Genomic DNA, 22,184 nt, shown 5'->3' with positions numbered 1-22,184 from the left:
GGAAAACTAAATGACGCTAGTAAATAGATGGTACCAAGTAATAAAATTACTAGTTGATCACAAAGGAATGAGCTTACAGGAATTGCAAGAAAAATTAGCCGCAAGTCCTCAAACAGTTCGTAAAAACATTGATACATTGAATGATGAATTAATCGGTATCGCCCAAATTATTCAGAAGGAAAATCTCTTTCAGTTAGAAATCAATAACTTTGAAGGTTTTGAAGAGGTTTTGTCTGGACGGCTAAAAAGGGAATCTGATTTTAATTCTTCAAGCAAGCGTGTTTCCTACATTATCAAACGATTAATAGAAGAAGATCAATTTATTTCAACTTATGATTTATCCGAAGAACTCGCCGTTAGTCGCGGCACAGTTAATAAAGACATTAAGCGCATGAAAGAGCTGATTGCTCCTTGGCAGGTTGCGGTTGTAGGCACGCCAAACCGTGGCATTCATTTAGAAGGAAAAGAGTTTAATTTACGCTTACTTCATGTGAATTACGTCCAAGAATATTTTGAAGAACAGTTTCTTCATGAAACTACCAAACAAATGATACAAAAAATAATCAAAGAAACAAGACTAGCGAAACAAGATAGTTTTCTTTTACGAAGAGTGGTTTCAATTGTTTTGCAGCGTGTTTTAGCTGGAAAACTCATTACGGAACTACCACCAGAATATGTTGATTATGTTCGTCATAACGAGCAGATTGAAGAACTGATGTATCACTTGGAAATAACCTATAATGTAACGTTAAGCCAATGGGAACGTTCCTTTATCAGCTTTCCTTTTAACATCAACACAAACCATATTCGTAATTCTTTATTGGCTGATGAAGGACTCTTAGCTGACTATTTTCAAAAAATGATGAAAAAAATTCATCATTCAGTTGTTGTTGAATTTGATGAGGACTTCTTGTTTTCAGAAATGAAAGATCATTTAAGAAACGTGATGAATCGACTCGTTTTTCATGTGGAATGTCACGATTTATTTTATGGAGAAATTGAACGACAATATCCTTTGGCCTATGAATTAGCCAAGATTGGCTTGCAAGAATTGGGCCGTTTGTTAAATCGTTGTGTGCCGACGGTTGAATTTGGGTATCTCGCTTTGTATTTTGAACTAGCATTGAGAGGGAACTATGAAGCGGGAGCCAAAAAAGAAATTGCTGTAATCTGCAGTACAGGTCATGGAACGGCCTTGATCATTCAGCGGCAATTGGAAAAAGTTTTGGGTCCAGACGTCCAGATTGCCCATTTTTCTGAAGAAGAGGCAGAGAGAAGAGAATTGAATCAATATTTTGCTATTTTTACAACCATTCCCTTAAAAAATATTCGACCACAAACACCGATGATCCATTTAACTAATTTATTTAACGATACTTGGCTCAGAAATGAGTGGCAGAGAGCAAAAGAAATTCGTTCCGTGGAATCTCAAAATATTCATATGACCTATCAATTATTAGAGAATACTCAAGGTTACCGAGCGAATATCCAGAAAATGGTTGCTGATTTAGAAGCAGAAAAATTAGTAGATCCTCAATTTATCGAACGAATTTTTACTAGAGAAGATCAACAAACAACTATTTTTGAATCGGGGATTGCCTTTCCCCATACAATTAATCAAGCCTTACCAACGATTATTTTATCGATTGGGGTTTTTGAAGAATCACTGGTTACACCAGAAGGTAAAGTTGATGTTATTTTGCTGTTGGGTATTCCAGAAGAGCTGACGGCCACTGTTGAAGCAGAGTTACTACAACTATATGACCGCTTGTTTACAATCGCAGGAGACGAACGTTTACGTAATGAATTACGGAAGCAACGAGATGTTTTAGCGGTTAAAGAGTGGATGCAAAGGAAGGGGATTATCATATGAGTTTTATCTACGTATTCGGGGCGCTTTTTTTAACAGCTTACTTCGTTCAGATAGCTATGGGAATGAAACAGATTAAACACTTTAATCAAAACTACCAAGAATTGCGACAATTAGGGAAAGTCGCGATTGGTCGACGTGCAGGGAAGTTAAAAGCAGGCACGATTATCTTGTTTGCTGTGGATTCGCAAGGGAAAATCTTAGCCGCTAGAAAGATGCAAGGTGTCACCGTTCTAGCTAAATTTCATCCCTTACCTCAGTACGTGAACGAGGATATTCATTATATGGATCATTACCATCCACTCGTACAAAAGGAAAATAAATTAACCCAACAAGCGATGGAAAATGCACGAGAAATTTACTTACGTGTTGAGCTTGGCAATTATCAAGAAACACAACCATTAACGCCGCTTAATGGAGCCAAAATTCAATGGCAATTATGGAAAAATAAAGTACAAACAAAATTGAAAGGAAGTGTCGAGTAATGTCTTATATTACAAAATTTGCGGAAGGATTTATGCACCTTTTCCAAACAGGAGCAGAAACATTTATTTCTTGGATGACAGGCATCGTACCTGTTGTTTTGATGTTAATGGTAGCTATGAATACTTTAATTGCTTTTCTAGGAGAAGAAAGAGTAACCAAAGTAGCCAAACTTTCTGCCAAAAATCCTGTTACGCGGTATTTAGTGCTGCCTTTTTTATCCGCTTTTATGTTAGGCAATCCAATGTCCTTTACGATGGCACGATTTTTACCAGAATACTATAAACCTAGCTATTATGCTGCACAAGCGCAATTTTGTCATACCAGTAATGGGGTTTTCCCTCATATTAATCCTGGTGAATTGTTCGTTTGGTTAGGGATTGCGCAAGGGATTGATACGTTAGGACTAAATTCGATGGACCTAGCGATTCGCTATATGTTTGTAGGGATATTAATGAATTTTATTGGCGGTTGGGTTACCGATTTCACTACCGCCTATGTTTGCAAACAACAAGGAATTACCCTTAGTAAAACAGTAGAGATTGCTGTGGATTAGAAAGGAGCAAGGTGCGATGACGTACAATAGTATTAAGGTAGTTAAAGGAAATGGCGGTTATGGTGGGCCCTTAGTAATTACACCGACAGAAGAAAAACATAAATTTATTTACATTACAGGTGGCGGCGAGAAACCCGCAATCGTTGATAAAATCGTAGAATTGACAGGAATGGAAGCGGTCAATGGTTTTAAGACATCGATTCCAGATGATGAAATCGCATTAGCCATTATTGATTGTGGAGGCACTCTTCGTTGCGGAATTTATCCTAAAAAAGGAATTCCTACTATTAACGTTGTTCCAACTGGCAAAAGTGGTCCCTTAGCACAATACATTAATGAGACAATTTATGTTTCCGCTGTAGGCCCGAAACAGATTACATTGACATCAGAAGAAGCTGCTGCTGATACAGAAAAGCCCACCTCGAAAAAAACAGAATTTAAATATGATACAAGTAAAAAAATTACTGAACAAAAAGCGGAACAACAAAGTTTTGTTGCGAAAATTGGTATGGGTGCAGGAAAAGTTGTAGCGACATTCAACCAATCAGCCCGTGAAGGCGTACAAACGATGATCAACACAGTGATTCCGTTTATGGCATTTGTTTCTTTATTAATTGGTGTGATTCAAGGTTCAGGAATTGGTGAATTTTTTGCCAATATCATGGCGCCATTGGCAGGAAACATTGTGGGTTTAACAATTATTGGTTTTATTTGTTCTCTGCCATTTCTTTCTCCTTTATTAGGTCCTGGAGCAGTAATCAGCCAAGTAATTGGTACGTTAATTGGTGTGGAAATTGGGAAAGGCAACATTCCGCCACAACTAGCCTTACCAGCATTGTTTGCTATTAATACACAAAACGCGTGCGACTTTATTCCCGTGGGCTTAGGCTTGGAAGAAGCTGAAGCTGAAACCGTTGAAGTCGGGGTCCCTTCTGTTTTATATTCTCGTTTCTTAAATGGTGCCCCTCGAGTACTAGTTGCTTGGTTAGCAAGTTTTGGATTGTATAGTTAAAAAATTTTTTTGGAGGATGGGAAATGTCAGTATTTACAACAAAGGTTCAGTCTATTGGACCAGAAGCCGAATTATTTAAAGAAGAAAAAATGGTCATCTTATTTGGAAAAGATGCACCAGATGCTTTAGCAGATTATTGTTATAACATTGAGGTTCAGCCAGTCACAGAAGCGATTACGGACAAGCAAACGTTAGTGATTGATGAACAAACTTACCAGATTACCGCTGTAGGCGAGGTAGTATTAACTAATTTAGACACATTGGGTCACATTACTATTAAATTTGATGGCGCAACAACACCTGAATTACCAGGTACATTATATGTTGAAGAAAAAGCTATTCCTGAAATAACTGTTGGTACAACAATCACTATTCTATAATTATCGTTTAAGGGAGGAACGTAAAAGATGGAATTTATGCTAGATACAATTAATCTTGAGGCTATTCGAAAGTATCAGAAAATTTTACCACTGGCAGGCGTAACGTCTAATCCCAGTATTGTTAAACAAGCAGGAAAAATTGACTTCTTTGCGCAGATGAAAGAAATCAAAAAAACGATTGGACAAGCGAGTTTGCACGTCCAAGTGGTCGGTCAAACGACAGAAGAGATGCTAGAAGATGCCCAAACCATTGTACAACAATTAGGCCAAGAAACATTCATTAAAATCCCAGTCAATGAAGCAGGCTTGGCAGCCATCAAACAACTAAAGCAGGCAAATTATCGGATAACAGCAACCGCTATTTATACAGAATTTCAAGGCTACCTAGCGATTGCGGCAGGTGCAGATTATTTAGCACCGTATTATAATAGGATGGAGAATTTAACAATTGATTCTCAAAAGGTTATTGAGCATTTAGCTGCAGAAATTAAACGGACGAACGCAAAGAGTAAGATCTTAGCTGCTAGTTTTAAAAACGTGGCACAAATTAATCAAGCCTGTCAAATGGGGGCGCAAGCGGTCACTATCGCACCAGAACTCGTGACACAAGGCTTGGCAATGCCCGCCATTCAAAAAGCAGTAACTGATTTTCAGGAAGATTGGGTTGCTGTTTTTGGAGTAGAAACGGTAAACGAATTAGCATAAAAAGAACGAGAAGAAAAAGCGGCCATTTTTCTTCTCGTTCTTTTTTTGTTTCACATGAAACATCTACGATTATTCACTTGCTTAAAAATTAGACAATTTTCTTTATTTGTCAAAGAATTTCTTAAAAAAAAGGGTTATCTTTTGGGTATTTTTTTTGGTAGCAGTATGATGAGGGTATCAAATGATAGGAGGAAACGAGAATGAGATACACAAATGGAAATTATGAAGCATTTGCTCGACCAAGAAAACCAAAAGGTGTAGATGACAAGAGTGCCTATATCGTTGGTGGTGGCCTAGCAGGTTTAGCAACGGCTGTTTTCTTAATTCGTGACGGTCAAATGAAGGGCGAAAATATTCACATTTTTGAAGAACTCACGCTGTCTGGCGGTTCTTTAGATGGTAAATTTATTCCCCATGATGGCTTTGTCACTCGCGGCGGACGCGAAATGGAAAACCATTTCGAGTGTTTGTGGGATCTATTTCGTTCGGTACCATCATTAGAAGTAGAAGATGCCTCTGTCCTAGATGAGTTTTACCGGTTAGATTTAGATGATCCGAATTCTTCAAATTGCCGCATTATTCATAACCGTGGCGAACGTGTCCCCGATGATGGACAATTTACTTTATCCAAAAAAGCACAAAAAGAAATCGTTGATTTATTTATGACTTCTGAAGATCAATTAATTGGCAAAAAAATTGAAGATGTTTTCGGCGAAGAATTTTTTGAATCCAACTTTTGGATCTATTGGTGTTCAATGTTTGCTTTTGAAAAATGGCACTCTGCCATTGAAATGCGCCGCTACATCATGCGCTTTATCCACCACATCAAAGGTTTGCCTGACTTTACAGCCTTGAAGTTTACCAAATACAATCAATACGAATCGTTAGTGAAACCATTATTAAGCTTTTTAACCAATCAAGGGGTAGACTTTCAATATGAAACAACGATCAATGATATCCAAGTCGACATCAAAGGAGCTACTAAAGTTGCTCGGCGATTATTGCTGACACAAGCGGGCAAAACCAAAGAAATTCCTTTAACTGAAAATGATTTAGTCTTCGTAACGAATGGCTCAATTACTGAAAGTTCGACGCAAGGAGATCATCATACACCAGCACCAATTACTCATGAACTAGGGGGAAGTTGGAATCTCTGGAAAAACTTAGCAAAACAATCCCCAGAATTTGGGCACCCAGAAGTTTTCTGTGAAAATTTACCAGATGAAAGTTGGTTTGTCTCAGCAACGATTACGTGGGAAAATTTCGATATTGAACCGTATCTTTCTCGGTTAACACATCGTAAATTACGCACAGGAAAAATTGTCACAGGTGGTATTATTACTATCAAAGACTCTAATTGGATGATGAGTTTTGCTATGCATAGACAACCGCATTTCAAAGAACAAAATGATCAACAATCTATAACTTGGGTATATGGATTACTTTCTAATAAACCAGGAAATTATATTAAAAAACCAATCGAACAATGTACAGGCCAAGAAATTACGCAAGAGTTACTTTATCATTTAGGGGTCCCAGAAGGGGAAATTGAACGTATTTCAGAAGAATCGGCTACCACTATTCCGGTGTATATGCCGTTTATCACTTCTTACTTTATGTTAAGAGAACCAGGCGATCGACCATTAGTTGTACCAAACGGCTCTAAAAATCTTGCTTTCATTGGGAACTTCGCAGATACTGAACGAGATACGGTGTTTACAACAGAGTATTCTGTACGGACAGCGATGGAAGCTGTTTATCAATTGCTAGAGGTTGAACGCGGAGTACCAGAAGTGTTTGCTTCTGCATACGACTTGCGCGTCTTAGCAAACTCTGTTTATTATTTATCTGACAAGAAAAAATTAACAGAAATGGATATGCCGTTCGTGGAACGCAAAATGGTTGAACACTTTGTGAAGAAATTTGAGGATACGTATATTGGTGATATTTTAAGAGAAAATCATTTAATTTAGTTGAAAAAGCGAGTGTAAATCACTCGCTTTTTTGGTTGTTTTATTAACCGTTGAATAAATATTCATTATTGTGTATATTTCTTTTATGATTTTATGAATATTAAATATATAATATGCTGAATGGGAGTAGCCAGTGGGCAACTTCGCAAAAAAATCTTAATTTCTGAAGAGACTTTTTCAAAATTTTGTTGAAAAGAAGGCGCATTTTTACCATAGTTTCTTCACATTTAACGGCTATTATTTAAACATACCCGATAAACAAAACCCTAACAAAACACTTTTTCATTTTTTAACTCCTCCGCCCGCCCTTCCCCAAAGGGCGGGTTGTTTTTTTGCGTTAAAGCAGTTGGCATTTTGTGGGGAAAGGATTATCATTATAGAAGAAGTATATAGAAAAAGGCGGCGAGAAGATGGGACGTTGGCAAGAATTACAACAAGCAATGAGTGCTGGTGTAGAGGCGGCGATTGACGCTGGCTGGGACCGCCAAGCTGTTTATGGATTAGTGGAAAGTGCCATAAAAGACACGCGTTTCTTGCCACTTGAGCAAGCGAAAACAGCAGTCGCGGAACTGTTTTCTGAAGTGGAAGAAGTGGGCTCTTCAGCGTATGAGCGATTATTTCGCTTTTCGGCTTATCGTCCGCAAGAAAAGCTCTCGTTACTGTTATGGCAATTAGGTGCAGTGTTGGATCAGCATGGCATGTTGCAATTAGTAGGACCTTATCGTTTCTCGAAGACGGTTGCACCGCATGCGACGTTTTGGGATTTGTTGGCAAAAACAGTTCAAAAAGCCTATCCGTTAGGTCTTCTTGGGAGCTTTAACCAAGAGAAAGCGAAAAAGATACATCAATTAAGAATGTATATTGATCGTCAAAATATCACGTATATTCGCGATTTTTTTAAACAAGAAGGGGACACCGATGAACAGGCATTAAAACGCTATGTTTTTGCGGCCAAGCCGCAAGGGATGGGCGGGCGGAAGCTGAAAAAAAGCTCTGCTCGTTTGCACAACAAATACCCTGAGGGGGCATCTTATTCTTTAATTAATAAGAAACGATTGACACCTAATTTTCACAGTGAGTTTATTTTGAATGAAGAAGGGACCTTTGTAACCCAGTGGGATGTGTTAGTTGAAGACTGGCGAGGCAGATTAATTAGTAATCCAGCTTATTATCAAGCGGCCAAAAACAATGAATACCAGGAAAAAGTCTTGAATGGTGAATCGTTTAATTATGCAAATCGGAATAATCGTACCCATGAATTACTAGATAGTTCACCACCAGGGAGATTTGATCATCAATTACGAAAAACAGCCAAAAAAGGTTGGTTAAGTCCCCGTATCCAAGAATACGACTACCGCAGAGAACGACAAATAAAGTGCGATGATTATAGTAAGTAAAACAAGCCAATGTTTCACATGAAACATTGGCTTGTTTTACTCTTAGAGAAAGGCGGTTTTCGTTGCCGCCAATTGAACATTTTGGCCCGTGGCTAGAGACTTTTTACCACATAAAAAGGCGGATTTTTCTTTTATCATTCAGGCAAAAATCTTCCGAAAAGCATTGCAAGAAATTGCTATTTGCGTTAAAGTAGGAAAAGATGATTGTGAAACATTTTTCTGTTTCACAAAAAAGGAAGGAGTCTTTATGCTACCCGAAGAATTTAGACAACTATTAGCCGCAAAAGGCATTGAATTGACAGACCAACAGATGACACAATTTGACCAATATTTCCATTTACTAGTAGAATGGAATGAAAAAATGAATTTAACAGCCATTACAGAAGAAAAAGAAGTTTATTTGAAACATTTCTATGATTCTGTTTCGTTGGCATTCTTTGAAGACTTTGCCAGTGACAAAGCCATTTGTGATGTTGGCGCAGGCGCAGGATTTCCAAGTATTCCTTTGAAAATTGTTTTTCCTTCATTAAATGTCACAATTGTTGACTCTTTAAATAAACGAATTACTTTCCTAACAGAGTTGGTGAATCAACTAGGTTTGGCTAATGTTTCTTTGTATCATGATCGTGCAGAAACATTTGGTCAAAAAGCAGAATTTCGTGGCGCGTTTGATTACGTTACAGCGCGAGCAGTTGCACGATTAAATGTTTTAAGTGAACTGTGTTTACCCTTAGTTAAAAAAGAAGGCTATTTTTTAGCCTTAAAAGCATCGAAAAGTGAAGAAGAAATTAATGAAGCAAAACCTGCAATCGCTACATTAGGCGGTCAATTTCAAAAAGAAGTTGGTTTTACTTTGCCGATTACGGCAGACGAACGCCACATTGTCGTGATTCAAAAGAAAAAAGAAACCCCTAAAAAATATCCCAGAAAACCTGGATTACCAAATAAACAACCGATTAAATAAGATGGAGGCACACACATGACACGAATTATTTCTGTAGCGAACCAAAAAGGCGGCGTTGGTAAAACAACGACCACTGTAAATTTAGGCGCATGTTTAGCAAACTTAGGCAAAAAAGTCTTACTGATCGACATTGATGCACAAGGAAATGCTACCAGTGGCATGGGTGTCCCTAAACCAGATGTCGCACATGATGTGTATGATGTCCTTGTAAATGAAGAACCAATCACTAGCGTGGTTCAACATACCAGCCGTGAAAATTTAGATATTGTCCCTGCAACTATTCAATTAGCAGGCGCCGAAATTGAGTTAACTTCAATGATGGCTCGAGAATCGCGCTTGAAATTAGCAATTGATGAAGTAAGAGACATGTATGATTTCGTTTTAATTGATTGCCCGCCTTCTCTAGGGCATTTAACAATCAATGCTTTTACAGCAAGTGATTCGATTCTAATTCCTGTTCAATGTGAATATTACGCATTAGAAGGCTTGAGTCAATTGCTAAATACGATTCGCTTGGTTCAAAAACATTTTAACCCTGAATTGAAAATTGAAGGGGTCTTGTTAACCATGTACGATGCTCGGACCAATTTAGGTGCCGAAGTCGTTGAAGAAGTCCGTAAATATTTCCGTGAAAAAGTCTATGATACGATTATTCCAAGAAATGTCCGTTTATCCGAAGCACCAAGTCATGGTTTACCAATCATTGACTATGATATTCGCTCAAAAGGTGCCGAAGTGTATCAAGCACTAGCAAAGGAAGTGTTGGAGAATGAATAAAGGCAAAGGTTTAGGCAGAGGCATCGATGCCTTGTTTCAAGATATCGCAAAGCTAGAAGATGTCGATGTTAAGAATGAACAAGTGACAGAAATTCTATTAAACGAACTTCGTCCCAATCCTTACCAACCGCGGAAAACATTTGATGAAACCTCTTTACAAGAACTTGCAAACTCGATTCTACATTCCGGTGTGTTTCAACCGATTATTGTTCGTAAATCGGCAGTTAAAGGCTATGAAATTATTGCAGGTGAGCGTCGGTTCCGGGCTTCTAAATTAGCCGGCAAAGAAAAAATTCCCGCAATTATTCGCGAATTTGATGAAGAATCCATGATGCAAGTTGCTGTTTTGGAAAACTTACAAAGGGAAGATTTAAATCCGCTAGAAGAAGCAGAAGCCTATGAAATGCTAATGAAAAATTTGAAATTAACACAAGCGGAAGTCGCAGAACGTTTGGGCAAAAGTCGCCCGTATATTGCCAATTATTTACGGTTGCTAACCTTACCAGATGCGGTCAAAGCAATGGTTCAAAAACAAAGCATGTCAATGGGTCAAGCACGGACGTTATTAGGCTTGAAGAACAAAGAACAGCTATTGCCATTAGCTAATCGTTGTATTAAAGACAATTTAACGGTTCGACAATTAGAACAACTTGTCGCTGAATTAAACGAAACACAAGGCAAAAAGGGCAAAAAAGCGAAAAAAGCCATCAAAGAAAAACCCATTTATATTCGTGAAAGTGAAGACCGCTTAATGGATAAATTTGGGACAACCGTAGCGATTCAAGAAAAAGAAGGCAAAGGAAAAATTGAAATTGAGTACTTGTCCTCTTCGGATTTGGCTAGAATTTTAGATATTTTAGATATTCATTTTGACGAGGAATAAAAAGCAAAGTGAGAAAGTAAGACAGAAAGTCACAAATCCTTTTGCTAGTTTCGGTAAAAAATGGTATTGTAATCATGGTATTTTTATATAAGTAAGAGAAGAAAGAAGGCTTGGAACATGTATGATTTAGGCGATATTGTCGAAATGAAAAAGCCGCATGCTTGCCAAGCAAATCGTTGGCAAATCATTCGCATGGGCGCTGATATCAAAATCAAGTGCACGAATTGCGGGCATATTGTCATGATGCCGCGTCGTGATTTTACTAAAAAATTAAAAAAAGTAATCGAGAAAAAAGCAGACTAATGCTTTGATGCCTCTAATAGAAAAGAGAATAGACTGAGAGAAAGAGTGGAAAACAAATGGCACTAACAGCTGGAATTGTCGGCTTACCAAACGTTGGTAAATCGACCCTATTTAACGCAATTACAAAAGCAGGAGCAGAAGCTGCAAATTATCCCTTTGCAACGATTGATCCGAACGTCGGCATGGTTGAAGTACCAGATGCCCGTTTACAACGCTTGACAGAACTAGTAAAACCGAAAAAAACAGTTCCCACAACGTTTGAATTTACAGACATCGCCGGAATTGTTAAAGGTGCCAGCAAAGGAGAAGGGCTGGGAAATCAGTTTTTAAGTCACATTCGTCAAGTAGATGCAATCTGTCACGTGGTTCGTTGTTTTGATGACGAAAATATCATGCGTGAACAAAATCGGGATGCGGATTTCGTTGATCCTTTAGCAGACATTGATACAATTAATTTAGAGCTAATTTTAGCAGATTTAGATTCAATCAATAAGCGCTATACTCGCGTGGCTAAAATGGCGAAAGCAAAAGATAAAGAAGCGGTGGAAGAATTAGCTGTTTTAGACAAAATTAAACCAGTTTTAGAAGAAGGTTTATCTGCTCGTACGATTGAATTTACGCCAGAAGAAGAGAAAATTGTTAAATCTCTTTTCTTATTAACCACAAAGCCGGTCCTTTATGTAGCAAATGTTTCAGAAGATGAAGTGGCGGATCCAGACAACAACGAGTATGTACAACAAGTTCGTAATTTTGCAACCAGTGAAAATGCGGAAGTAATCGTAGTTAGTGCGCGAGCAGAAGAAGAAATTGCTGAATTGGATTCTGAAGAAGACAAGGCTGAATTTTTAGAAGCAATGGGCATTGAACAATCTGGCTTAGATCAATTGATTCGTGCGGCGTACGATTTGTTAGGCTTAGCTACCTACTTTACAGCTGGTGAACAAGAAGTTCGTGCGTGGACGTTCCGTAAGGGAATCAAGGCACCTCAAGCAGCTGGGATTATCCACAGTGACTTTGAACGAGGCTTCATTCGTGCGGAAACAGTTTCTTATGAAGACCTAGATAAATATGGCAATATGCAAGCTGCCAAAGAAGCGGGCCGTGTTCGTTTAGAAGGAAAAGACTACGTCGTTCAAGATGGCGATGTTATGTTGTTCCGTTTTAACGTTTAAAAAAATGTGCCCAACAAGCAATTTGTTTTGGGCTAAGCCCACATATTTAAGGCCATTCAGCCGTTTAGAAAGAGGTTCCCTCTACATGAGGGTGAGGAGGATACAACTATGGAAGCAGAAGCATTACGAGCAATCGTGGCTGAGAATCGTCAATTAGAACAGAATTTGACTAAAAGAAATGAACAATACATTTTTGACTTAAAAAAATCATTAAAAGCGGCTAATTTATCTGAAGAAGAGCTGGCATTGGCTCTACACGGTATTTTACCAGAATTAGTAGCCGGTCAAAAAACAGGTAAAACAGCCCGTCAGTTATTTGGCACTGTTTCAGAACGGACGGAAGCAATTTTAAATAAACCAGCAGAAGTCAAAGAACCAGCGGGCTGGATGATTTGGCTCGACAATACCTTACTATTACTTGGTTTATTAACAATCATGTTAGCGGCGATGTCTCTATTTTCAAAAGGAACCGCACAACCTCTCGGATTAACCACATATATCTTAGGTGCGATGGCTGGGGGTTATGTTTTCTATCTAATGCACAAATATGTTTACCGTTTTGATCGTCAAGGTGGCGACAAAAGCAAACGTCCTGGTTGGTTAAAAACGACCGCCATTCTATTTGGTGGGATGTTCTTGTGGATTGCAGTTTTCGCTGGTTCAGCGATGTTGCCACCAGTGATCAATCCCATTTTAGATCCGATGATTGCTTTAGTAATCGGTGCGTTAGCCTTTGTAGCACGCTATTTCTTCAAGAAAAAATACAATATTCAAGGTAGTTTCATGACACGTCAATAAACGGCGCGCGCTCAATTGTGAATGCGCTCGGCTGACGCAGAAACTGCAACAAGCAAAGTCGCTCTCTCAATAGAGCGTTTTAACAGTTAAAGCCTGGGGGATTAGTCGAAAAAACTAGTGTCCCAGGCTTCTGTTTTCAGAAGTTTGCTAAAGAAAGGAGCCTCTTATGGGACAACAAGTGAAGTCTTGGTGCCGTCAACACGAGCGGCTACTCATTTTTATTAGTTTTCTCTTATTAAGTGGACTTTCTCTCTATTTTGTCTATTTTCAAGAGAATTTTTTACGAGCAAGTGATTTCCGCTTTCATCAAAATCGGGTGGAAGGTCTCGCATTAGCAATTAAAAACAACGATTGGTTTCCTAAAATCAATTATTTTTTCTTGGGAGGCTATGGCTATGCCTCTAGTTTGTTTTATCCAGATGCGTATCTTTATTTACCTGCGCTTTTGCGTGTTCTGGGGCTTTCCTTTGTCGCTAGTATGGCAATTTTTGTGTTTGCGGTAAACTTGGCAACATTCAGTCTTACTTATTATGCAGGCCGATTAATGGCGCTCTCTAAAAAAAGAAGCTATCTCTTTGCTATTTTGTATGGCTTATCTATTTACCGCATGCAAGACTTGTTTAATCGCCAAGCGTTAGGAGAATTTTTGGCGCTAAGCTTTTTTCCGTTGGTCTTAGCGAGCCTGTTTTTATTACGAAAGGGAACCACGAAATGTTGGCCGTTGTTAACGCTGGCGATGACTGGGATTGGGTTGGCTCACTTTATTTCTATTGAAATGGTTTCTATTTGGATTGGGTTATACATTCTGTTTTATTGGCAGCAGTTTTTTAAAAAGGAGGTCCTGTGGGCATTAGCGAAGGCTGCAGGTCTGACGCTGCTTTGGCTGGCCTTTTATCTTTTACCAGTTGCTGAACAAATGAAAAATCAAGTGTTTAAAGTTACATCCAATCCACTCACTTATATTTCCGAAAGAAGTTATCCCATTGTTTCTCTTTTCATTAATAGTTTAAAGAGCAGTGTTTTTCACGCGAAAACAGCGAATCTAGGAACCCTTTTGTTTGTGGGGCTTGTTGTAACAGTGGTTTCGCTTGCCAGCAAAAAAATTCAGGACAAACGGTTTATTGCTTTGACGCTGGTACTCTTATTGATGGTTACCACGCTTTTTCCTTGGCACTGGCTGAACCACACGCCTTTAAATACGATTCAGTTTCCTTGGCGGTTTTTAGGGATTCTTTCCGTAATGCTCGCTTTTTTCATTGCACAAGACGAATGGGGCGTTTTCCGTAAATCTTGGACTGTGGCTTTGTTGGTTTTCCTTGCCATCAGCAATTTAGGCATTTATCAATATCAAAGTATTCAGTCACAACAAGGACGCCTGTTAACAAAAGCTGAGTATGAGCAACCAACGCCTTTTTATATCGGTGCGGGCCATGAATATTTGCCAGATGAAATCAATTATCAGGAATTATTGAAACAGAAAAAACGACAACTTGATTATTCGGCAGAACAAGTAACCATTACAAACGTTAGAATGCCTTATGGGAAAATTTCATTTGACTACCAAGTGGTGAATCAATCAGCGAAGGTGACCGTTCCTTTTATTTATTACTTAGGCTATCAAGCCACGATTCAAATGAAAAACCAAACGGGCGCTAAAAAAATGAGCCTAACCAATCAAGGAGGTTTAGCCGCTCTTTCTTTATCTGGTACAGGACATGTCGACATCCGTTACCAAAGAACAAAAGTGCAAAAAATAGGGACAATGATGACCTTGCTTTCTGTCGGTGGTTTTGGATTTAGCCGATTTTTACAACAAAAAAAGAAACACAAGATAAAAGAACAACGATGAAAGTAGGACCTTAATTAGGAAGAGTTGAATAGAGGACAAACCGATTTCGGCATTTTGTCCTTTATTCCTCATTGATTATTTAAACAAATCTAGTTGACTTCCTTAGTATTATCTGTTATTTTCATATATAAAATTAAGTCGAGGAGTGGACAAAAAAATGTCAAATTGGGAAACAAAATTTGCGAAAAAAGGTCTTACATTTGATGATGTGCTATTAATCCCTGCAGAAAGCCATGTCTTACCAAATGATGTAGACATGAGTGTACAATTAGCTAAAAATATCAAGTTAAATATTCCATTGATGAGTGCCAGTATGGATACTGTTACAGATAGTAATATGGCAATTGCGATGGCTCGTCAAGGTGGACTAGGTGTCGTACATAAAAATATGACTGTCGCCCAACAAGCAGACGAAGTACGTAAAGTCAAACGTTCTGAAAGCGGCGTTATCATTGATCCATTCTTTCTAACACCAACAAACTTAGTAGCGGATGCAGAAGAATTAATGAGTCGTTACCGTATTAGCGGTGTGCCAATTGTAGAAACAATGGAAAACCGTAAATTAGTCGGAATTATTACAAACCGTGATATGCGTTTTGTAACGGACTACCAAATCAAAATCGAAGAAGTCATGACAAAAGATCATTTAGTCACTGCGCCAGTTGGCACATCTTTAAAAGATGCAGAAAAAATCTTACAAAAACATAAAATCGAAAAATTACCAATCGTTGATGAAGCAGGTCGCTTAAGTGGCTTAATTACAATTAAAGACATTGAAAAAGTGATTGAATTCCCAAATGCTGCCAAAGACGAACACGGTCGTTTACTTGTGGCGGCAGCAGTCGGTGTCACTAGTGATACGTTCGAACGTGCGGAAGCATTATTAGAAGCAGGTGCCGATGCGATTGTTATCGATACTGCACATGGCCATAGTGCCGGCGTTATTCGCAAAATTAAAGAAATTCGTGAAACGTTCCCTGAAGCAACATTAATTGCTGGTAATGTTGCCACTGCTGAAGCAACCAAAGCATTGTATGATGTCGGCGTGGACGTTGTCAAAGTTGGTATTGGACCTGGTTCAATTTGTACAACACGTGTCGTTGCTGGTGTTGGTGTTCCTCAATTAACAGCGATTTATGATGCTGCTTCTGTAGCTAGAGAATATGGTAAAGCAATTATCGCTGATGGCGGTATTAAATATTCTGGTGATATCGTGAAAGCCTTAGCTGCTGGTGGACATGCTGTAATGCTAGGAAGTATGTTAGCAGGTACAGATGAATCTCCAGGCGAATTTGAAATTTATCAAGGCCGTCGTTTCAAAACTTACCGTGGCATGGGCTCATTGGGTGCAATGGAAAAAGGATCAAGTGATCGTTACTTCCAAGGAAGTGTCAATGAAGCAAACAAATTAGTGCCAGAAGGAATCGAAGGACGTGTCGCCTACAAAGGAAGCGTTTCTGATATTGTCTTCCAATTAATCGGTGGCTTGAAATCAGGGATGGGTTACGTCGGTGCAGCAGACCTGAAAGCGTTGCGTGAAGAAGCACAATTTGTTCAAATGAGTGGTAACGGATTGAAAGAATCACATCCACATGACGTTCAAATCACAAAAGAAGCACCAAACTATTCTGTTCAATAAAATAAAAGCTGATTTTTTTGAAATTTAAAAGAGGCAGACGTCATTTCGACGTCTGCCTCTTTTTCTGTAGAATGAAGGAGTTGCTTCTGTTTCCACCGTTTATCAGGCTCCTTTTTCTGTAGAATAAAAGCCGTTATCTGATATCAGACAACGACCTTCATCTTCCCTTTATTTAATAACTGTTAGGTTACCCATGTAAGGTACTAGGACTTCTGGTACAGTTACAGAGCCATCTTCGTTTTGGTAGTTTTCTAAAATAGCAGCGACTGTCCGTCCCACGGCTAAACCAGAACCATTGAGTGTATGCGCATATTGGACTTTATCATTTTCATCACGGTAACGAATCATCGCACGGCGCGCTTGGAAATCTTCACAGTTTGAGCATGAACTGATTTCACGGTATGTCTCTTGAGCGGGAATCCAAACTTCCAAGTCATAAGTTTTCGCAGCTGAGAAGCCCATGTCACCTGTTGAAAGAGCCATGACACGGTAAGGTAATCCCAGTTTTTGCAGAATTTCTTCGGCATTATTCGTCATTTTTTCTAATTCCTCATAAGAATGCTCTGCATCACTAAATTTAACCATTTCGACTTTATTAAATTGGTGTAAACGAATTAACCCACGTGTGTCACGACCAGCGCTACCAGCTTCAGAACGGAAAGAAGGGCTCAAGGCCGTAAAGTAAATCGGTAAATCCTTGCCATCTAAAATTTCATTGTTGTAGTAATTAGTTAACGGGACTTCTGCCGTTGGGATTAACGTTAAATCCGTATCTTGTAATTGGAAGACATCTTCTTTAAATTTAGGAAATTGGCCAGTTCCGAACATGGCGGTGTCATTAACGATATAAGGCGTAATCATTTCTGTATAGCCATGTTCATAAACATGTAAATCTAACATGAAGTTGTATAACGCACGTTCTAAGCGAGCACCTAAGCCTTTGTAATAAACAAAACGGCTACCAGCTACTTTGGCACCACGTTCAAAATCTAGAATGCCTAAGTTTTCAGCGACTTCCCAGTGTGGTTTTGGTTCAAAAGCAAAAGTTCTTGGTTCACTCCAACGACGTACTTCTACATTTTCTTCTTCACCAGCACCAACAGGCACAGAATCATCTGGCAAGTTCGGTAAAGTAGTTGTGATCCCACGTAGCTCTTCGTCAATAGCATTAATTTCTGCATCTAACGCTTTAATATTACCGCCGACTTCTTTCATTTCCGCGATTTTAGCCGTTGCATCTTCTTTGTTCCGTTTTAATTGAGCAATTTCAGCAGACACATCGTTCCGGTATTTTTTCATTTCTTCGACTTTGACTAATAAATCACGGCGACTTTCATCTAAACGCAGAAATTCCACTAAGATTTCTTCTTTCACACCACGGGTTTGTAGCTTTGCTTTTACTTCGTCAAAATTTTGACGCATCATTTTTACATCTAACATATTTTTTCCTCCTTAAAATTAGTACATAATCAATAATAACTGTTGTAGAAAACAACAAAAAAGCCATCTCACCCCAAAAATAAATATTCTTGGGACGAAATGACTGGAAATCTCGCGGTACCACCCAAGTTCAGTAATGTTACTGCCCTTGATTTGCAGATAACGGCTGCAGACCGTTCCAACTTATTTCGCTGGACACCTGGAAGAGACGGACTTCTTTATAGATGAATGTTTGCTCGCACCCCCGCAAACTCTCTGGAATTCAGTGCCATAAATACTTTTTCTCTTAGTTTTCTCTTTTCTATAGAATACCGAAAAAGTTCAGGGATGTCAATTAACTCTCTGATTTCTTGTTGGTACGCTGTAAGGGTAGATGAATAATAAAGGAAGTCCACTTTTGATCAGACTTCGCATAAATATATCCACCATGTAAAGCGACAATACTTTGTGCAATAGCCAGACCTAAACCAGTACCCCCCGTTTCTTGTGATCGGGATTCTTCGACACGATAGAAGCGGTCAAATAACTGATCTAAAGAATGTTTAGGGATAGCTGGTCCATCATTGCGAACAGCGATAATTGCTTCGGTGCCGACTTTGTCTACTTCCATTACAATATGATGGCCGCCTTTGCCATATTTCAAAGCGTTTGAAAGAAGGTTGTTAAAGACTCGGACTAGTTTTTCTGTATCGCCTTCCATCATTAAAGAAGCTGGATTGGCTTTTACTTGGATTTGCATATTAATCTTTTTCGCTTCCAATTCAAAATCGGCAGCAAGCTGTTCAATTAATTGTGCCATATCAAAAGTCGTCGTATGAATCGGTACACTTGGTTGACGGACTTTTGTATATTCAAAAAGATCATCAACTAATAATTTCATTTGTTTCGCTTTGACGTAAGCGGTATGCGTATATTTCAGTAAATCTTCTTGGCTATGAAATTGACGATCTTCAATCAATCCCAGATAACCAATAATAGAAGTTAACGGTGTCCGAATATCATGACTGACATTCGTAATTAATTCATCTTTTGATTTTTCAATTCGCCGTTCATCTTCAATGGCTGCGACAGTACTATCCACCAGACCGTTAATACTCGTCACGACTTTTGCTAAATCACCACTTAATTCAAACGGAATGCGGTGATTGTAATTACCATCAGCGATGTAATGTAACTCACTGATAATATGACGCAATTGCATTTGATGGTAGCGACGAATTAAGCGCCAATAGAGAACAGCTGCATCTACTAAAAAGAAAATAGGTAAGACAAATTTATTCCAGCTCCAAAACAAATCAGTATTTAATTCTTTAGCGACCGCATCCTTAGTGGCCCAGATGACACCAGCTAAGGGCGAGTTTTCACTAAGTAGTTGTCCTAAAAGGAACATAATTGAGACATTTAATAGTAGTAATAAAACAATTGTCACAATTGCTTCTGCTAATAACTCGCTGATTTCTTTAGAAGTTAAGGTAATTCGTTTTTGTTTTTCAATCTTTTTAGGTTTAACGAGCATCGATCTTATATCCAACTCCCCACACTGTTTGAATGACTTTTTCTCCACCAGTTGCTTCTTCAATCTTATCCCTTAAATGACTGACGTGAACCATCACGGTTTTAGCAGAAACAATACTTTCTTGTTGCCACACACGCTCAAAAATTTCATCCGCACTAAACACACGATTTGGATGACTAGCTAATAGATAGAGGATACCAAACTCAAGAGCGGTTAATTGAATTTCTTTTCCTTCTATTGTTTTGACTTCGTGAGAGTCCTTATTAATCATTAATGGGCCGACTTCTAATTCATCGGGTTCTTCTTTGGTTAATTGCATTTGGCTTCTACGTAAAATAGACTTTACCCGAGCCATTACTTCTAAAGGATTAAAAGGCTTGGTGACATAATCGTCTGCACCAGCAACTAAGCCTTTGATTTTATCCATATCGGTTGTTTTTGCTGTTAACATAATAATTGGAATTTGCGATTCTTTTCGAAGTTCTTTCACTACTTCCATTCCATCCATGATTGGCATCATAATGTCCAAGATTAATAAATCGATATCTGGTGTTGTGTGCAATTTGGATAACGCTTCTTTTCCATCATAAGCTTTCACGACTTCGTATCCTTCATTATGAATATAAATACTCAATAGTTCTACAATTTCTTTATCATCATCTGCAACTAAAATTTTCATAAGCGTTCATTTCCTCCATATATAAAAAAATCTCTTTTCCATATTTTAACAAATAATTGCTAAAAAGGACAAAATCCTTGATATATTACGATAAATTTAGAAGATTTTGCTAAAAGTTAATAAACTATAGCCAAAAAAGGATGAAAGGGGGTAAAAAACGAACGAAAATACCTATACCAATCATAATAATCGGGATTGAAAAAAAGTTTAAAAAAAGTGAAAATAATGATTGACCAATGCTTGAAATCTTGGTATATTATTACATGTCGCAAGGCGAGTCACACAGCTGAGCGATTCAGAAATCAATAATTAAATAACAATTCTTGATTTCAAATCTCTCGAAAAAAGTTTGAAAAAACAACAAAAAAGTTGTTGACAAATAACAAACGAGATGATAAGATATAGAAGTTGTCACAACAGACGACAACAACCGAGCAAAACAACTTAAAAAAACTTTTTTAAAAAAGTTCTTGACATTCAAGTGAAAGTTTGTTATGATATAAAAGTTGCTGCGAGGTAACGTAGACCTTTGAAAACTGAACAAAGAATAGACGAACCAAATGTGTAGGGCGTCTTGATTCAATTCAAGACAACAAACATTTTTAACAAGCAAGCAATATGCTAGCAAACAAATTGAGCTTAACAATCGTAAGATTGTTCTAACTTTTATTATGAGAGTTTGATCCTGGCTCAGGACGAACGCTGGCGGCGTGCCTAATACATGCAAGTCGAACGCTTCTTTCCTCCCGAGTGCTTGCACTCAATTGGAAAGAGGAGTGGCGGACGGGTGAGTAACACGTGGGTAACCTACCCATCAGAGGGGGATAACACTTGGAAACAGGTGCTAATACCGCATAACAGTTTATGCCGCATGGCATAAGAGTGAAAGGCGCTTTCGGGTGTCGCTGATGGATGGACCCGCGGTGCATTAGCTAGTTGGTGAGGTAACGGCTCACCAAGGCCACGATGCATAGCCGACCTGAGAGGGTGATCGGCCACACTGGGACTGAGACACGGCCCAGACTCCTACGGGAGGCAGCAGTAGGGAATCTTCGGCAATGGACGAAAGTCTGACCGAGCAACGCCGCGTGAGTGAAGAAGGTTTTCGGATCGTAAAACTCTGTTGTTAGAGAAGAACAAGGACGTTAGTAACTGAACGTCCCCTGACGGTATCTAACCAGAAAGCCACGGCTAACTACGTGCCAGCAGCCGCGGTAATACGTAGGTGGCAAGCGTTGTCCGGATTTATTGGGCGTAAAGCGAGCGCAGGCGGTTTCTTAAGTCTGATGTGAAAGCCCCCGGCTCAACCGGGGAGGGTCATTGGAAACTGGGAGACTTGAGTGCAGAAGAGGAGAGTGGAATTCCATGTGTAGCGGTGAAATGCGTAGATATATGGAGGAACACCAGTGGCGAAGGCGGCTCTCTGGTCTGTAACTGACGCTGAGGCTCGAAAGCGTGGGGAGCAAACAGGATTAGATACCCTGGTAGTCCACGCCGTAAACGATGAGTGCTAAGTGTTGGAGGGTTTCCGCCCTTCAGTGCTGCAGCAAACGCATTAAGCACTCCGCCTGGGGAGTACGACCGCAAGGTTGAAACTCAAAGGAATTGACGGGGGCCCGCACAAGCGGTGGAGCATGTGGTTTAATTCGAAGCAACGCGAAGAACCTTACCAGGTCTTGACATCCTTTGACCACTCTAGAGATAGAGCTTTCCCTTCGGGGACAAAGTGACAGGTGGTGCATGGTTGTCGTCAGCTCGTGTCGTGAGATGTTGGGTTAAGTCCCGCAA

Annotated in this window: 19 protein-coding genes, 1 rRNA gene and 1 other annotated feature (1 of these 21 cut by a window edge); of the genes, 17 read left to right on the top strand and 3 right to left on the bottom strand. The window is 39.1% G+C overall.

Annotated elements, in window-relative coordinates; genetic code table 11:
- The first annotated feature begins 10 nt into the window (after nucleotides 1-10).
- From IGK82_RS13150 to guaB, 16 genes are all read left to right on the top strand, one after another.
- The gene (locus tag IGK82_RS13150; RefSeq protein ID WP_016622128.1) at nucleotides 11-1,873 is read left to right on the top strand and encodes a BglG family transcription antiterminator; all 1,863 of its coding nucleotides are present in this window, start codon (nucleotides 11-13) and stop codon (nucleotides 1,871-1,873) included.
- The gene (locus tag IGK82_RS13145; protein WP_002355985.1) at nucleotides 1,870-2,355 is read left to right on the top strand and encodes a transcriptional regulator GutM; all 486 of its coding nucleotides are present in this window, start codon (nucleotides 1,870-1,872) and stop codon (nucleotides 2,353-2,355) included. The genes IGK82_RS13150 and IGK82_RS13145 overlap by 4 nt, the downstream gene beginning before the upstream one ends.
- Complete coding sequence (gene srlA, locus IGK82_RS13140; protein ID WP_002355983.1) at nucleotides 2,355-2,909, top strand: PTS glucitol/sorbitol transporter subunit IIC; 555 nt, start codon at nucleotides 2,355-2,357, stop codon at nucleotides 2,907-2,909. The genes IGK82_RS13145 and srlA overlap by 1 nt, the downstream gene beginning before the upstream one ends.
- Before the next feature lie 16 nt (nucleotides 2,910-2,925).
- Complete coding sequence (gene srlE / locus IGK82_RS13135) at nucleotides 2,926-3,921, top strand: PTS glucitol/sorbitol transporter subunit IIB (RefSeq protein ID WP_002355982.1); 996 nt, start codon at nucleotides 2,926-2,928, stop codon at nucleotides 3,919-3,921.
- Nucleotides 3,922-3,944: 23 nt separating this feature from the next.
- On the top strand, nucleotides 3,945-4,301 hold the full coding sequence (locus IGK82_RS13130) for a PTS glucitol/sorbitol transporter subunit IIA (protein WP_002355981.1): 357 nt from the start codon (nucleotides 3,945-3,947) through the stop codon (nucleotides 4,299-4,301).
- A 27-nt stretch (nucleotides 4,302-4,328) separates the two neighbouring features.
- A complete protein-coding gene (locus tag IGK82_RS13125) occupies nucleotides 4,329-5,006 on the top strand; it encodes a fructose-6-phosphate aldolase (protein ID WP_002355980.1) in 678 nt (225 codons plus the stop codon).
- A gap of 200 nt (nucleotides 5,007-5,206) precedes the next feature.
- Nucleotides 5,207-6,979, top strand: a complete 1,773-nt coding sequence (locus IGK82_RS13120; protein WP_002361446.1) for an oleate hydratase — start codon at nucleotides 5,207-5,209, stop codon at nucleotides 6,977-6,979.
- A 410-nt stretch (nucleotides 6,980-7,389) separates the two neighbouring features.
- On the top strand, nucleotides 7,390-8,376 hold the full coding sequence (locus IGK82_RS13115) for a DUF3114 domain-containing protein (RefSeq protein ID WP_002387420.1): 987 nt from the start codon (nucleotides 7,390-7,392) through the stop codon (nucleotides 8,374-8,376).
- Between the two features lie 247 nt (nucleotides 8,377-8,623).
- Nucleotides 8,624-9,340, top strand: coding sequence for a 16S rRNA (guanine(527)-N(7))-methyltransferase RsmG (rsmG, locus tag IGK82_RS13110; RefSeq protein WP_002355977.1), 717 nt, complete (start codon nucleotides 8,624-8,626; stop codon nucleotides 9,338-9,340).
- Between the two features lie 15 nt (nucleotides 9,341-9,355).
- Nucleotides 9,356-10,117 carry a ParA family protein gene (locus IGK82_RS13105; protein WP_002355976.1) on the top strand — a complete coding sequence of 254 codons (762 nt, stop codon included), beginning with the start codon at nucleotides 9,356-9,358 and terminating at the stop codon, nucleotides 10,115-10,117.
- The gene (locus IGK82_RS13100; protein ID WP_002355975.1) at nucleotides 10,110-11,000 is read left to right on the top strand and encodes a ParB/RepB/Spo0J family partition protein; all 891 of its coding nucleotides are present in this window, start codon (nucleotides 10,110-10,112) and stop codon (nucleotides 10,998-11,000) included. The genes IGK82_RS13105 and IGK82_RS13100 overlap by 8 nt, the downstream gene beginning before the upstream one ends.
- A gap of 117 nt (nucleotides 11,001-11,117) precedes the next feature.
- A complete protein-coding gene (locus IGK82_RS13095; RefSeq protein ID WP_002355974.1) occupies nucleotides 11,118-11,303 on the top strand; it encodes a DUF951 domain-containing protein in 186 nt (61 codons plus the stop codon).
- Nucleotides 11,304-11,359: 56 nt separating this feature from the next.
- Nucleotides 11,360-12,475 carry a redox-regulated ATPase YchF gene (gene ychF / locus IGK82_RS13090; protein WP_002355971.1) on the top strand — a complete coding sequence of 372 codons (1,116 nt, stop codon included), beginning with the start codon at nucleotides 11,360-11,362 and terminating at the stop codon, nucleotides 12,473-12,475.
- Nucleotides 12,476-12,583: 108 nt separating this feature from the next.
- On the top strand, nucleotides 12,584-13,273 hold the full coding sequence (locus IGK82_RS13085; protein WP_002363563.1) for a DUF1129 domain-containing protein: 690 nt from the start codon (nucleotides 12,584-12,586) through the stop codon (nucleotides 13,271-13,273).
- Between the two features lie 166 nt (nucleotides 13,274-13,439).
- On the top strand, nucleotides 13,440-15,122 hold the full coding sequence (locus IGK82_RS13080; protein ID WP_430605124.1) for a 6-pyruvoyl-tetrahydropterin synthase-related protein: 1,683 nt from the start codon (nucleotides 13,440-13,442) through the stop codon (nucleotides 15,120-15,122).
- A 157-nt stretch (nucleotides 15,123-15,279) separates the two neighbouring features.
- Nucleotides 15,280-16,761: an IMP dehydrogenase gene (gene guaB, locus IGK82_RS13075; protein WP_002355966.1), complete on the top strand. Its 1,482-nt coding sequence runs from the start codon at nucleotides 15,280-15,282 to the stop codon at nucleotides 16,759-16,761.
- 168 nt (nucleotides 16,762-16,929) lie between these two features.
- On the opposite strand, the gene serS is transcribed toward guaB, so the two are convergent.
- The 3 genes from serS to IGK82_RS13060 form a co-directional block, all read right to left on the bottom strand.
- The gene (serS, locus tag IGK82_RS13070; RefSeq protein WP_002355965.1) at nucleotides 16,930-18,201 is read right to left on the bottom strand and encodes a serine--tRNA ligase; all 1,272 of its coding nucleotides are present in this window, start codon (nucleotides 18,199-18,201) and stop codon (nucleotides 16,930-16,932) included.
- Between the two features lie 87 nt (nucleotides 18,202-18,288).
- Nucleotides 18,289-18,495, bottom strand: a binding site (T-box leader).
- Between the two features lie 40 nt (nucleotides 18,496-18,535).
- Nucleotides 18,536-19,717: a sensor histidine kinase gene (locus tag IGK82_RS13065; RefSeq protein WP_002363566.1), complete on the bottom strand. Its 1,182-nt coding sequence runs from the start codon at nucleotides 19,715-19,717 to the stop codon at nucleotides 18,536-18,538.
- Nucleotides 19,707-20,396 carry a response regulator transcription factor gene (locus IGK82_RS13060; protein WP_002355963.1) on the bottom strand — a complete coding sequence of 230 codons (690 nt, stop codon included), beginning with the start codon at nucleotides 20,394-20,396 and terminating at the stop codon, nucleotides 19,707-19,709. The genes IGK82_RS13065 and IGK82_RS13060 overlap by 11 nt, the downstream gene beginning before the upstream one ends.
- Before the next feature lie 667 nt (nucleotides 20,397-21,063).
- On the opposite strand from IGK82_RS13060, the gene IGK82_RS13055 reads away from it, so the two are divergent.
- Nucleotides 21,064-22,184: ribosomal RNA gene (locus tag IGK82_RS13055) — 16S ribosomal RNA — on the top strand (it continues 440 nt past the right edge of the window).

Origin of the sequence: Enterococcus sp. AZ197 (genome assembly GCF_050556405.1) — a bacterium.
Taxonomy (GTDB): domain Bacteria; phylum Bacillota; class Bacilli; order Lactobacillales; family Enterococcaceae; genus Enterococcus; species Enterococcus faecalis.
This window is presented reverse-complemented; position numbering and strand designations above follow the sequence as displayed.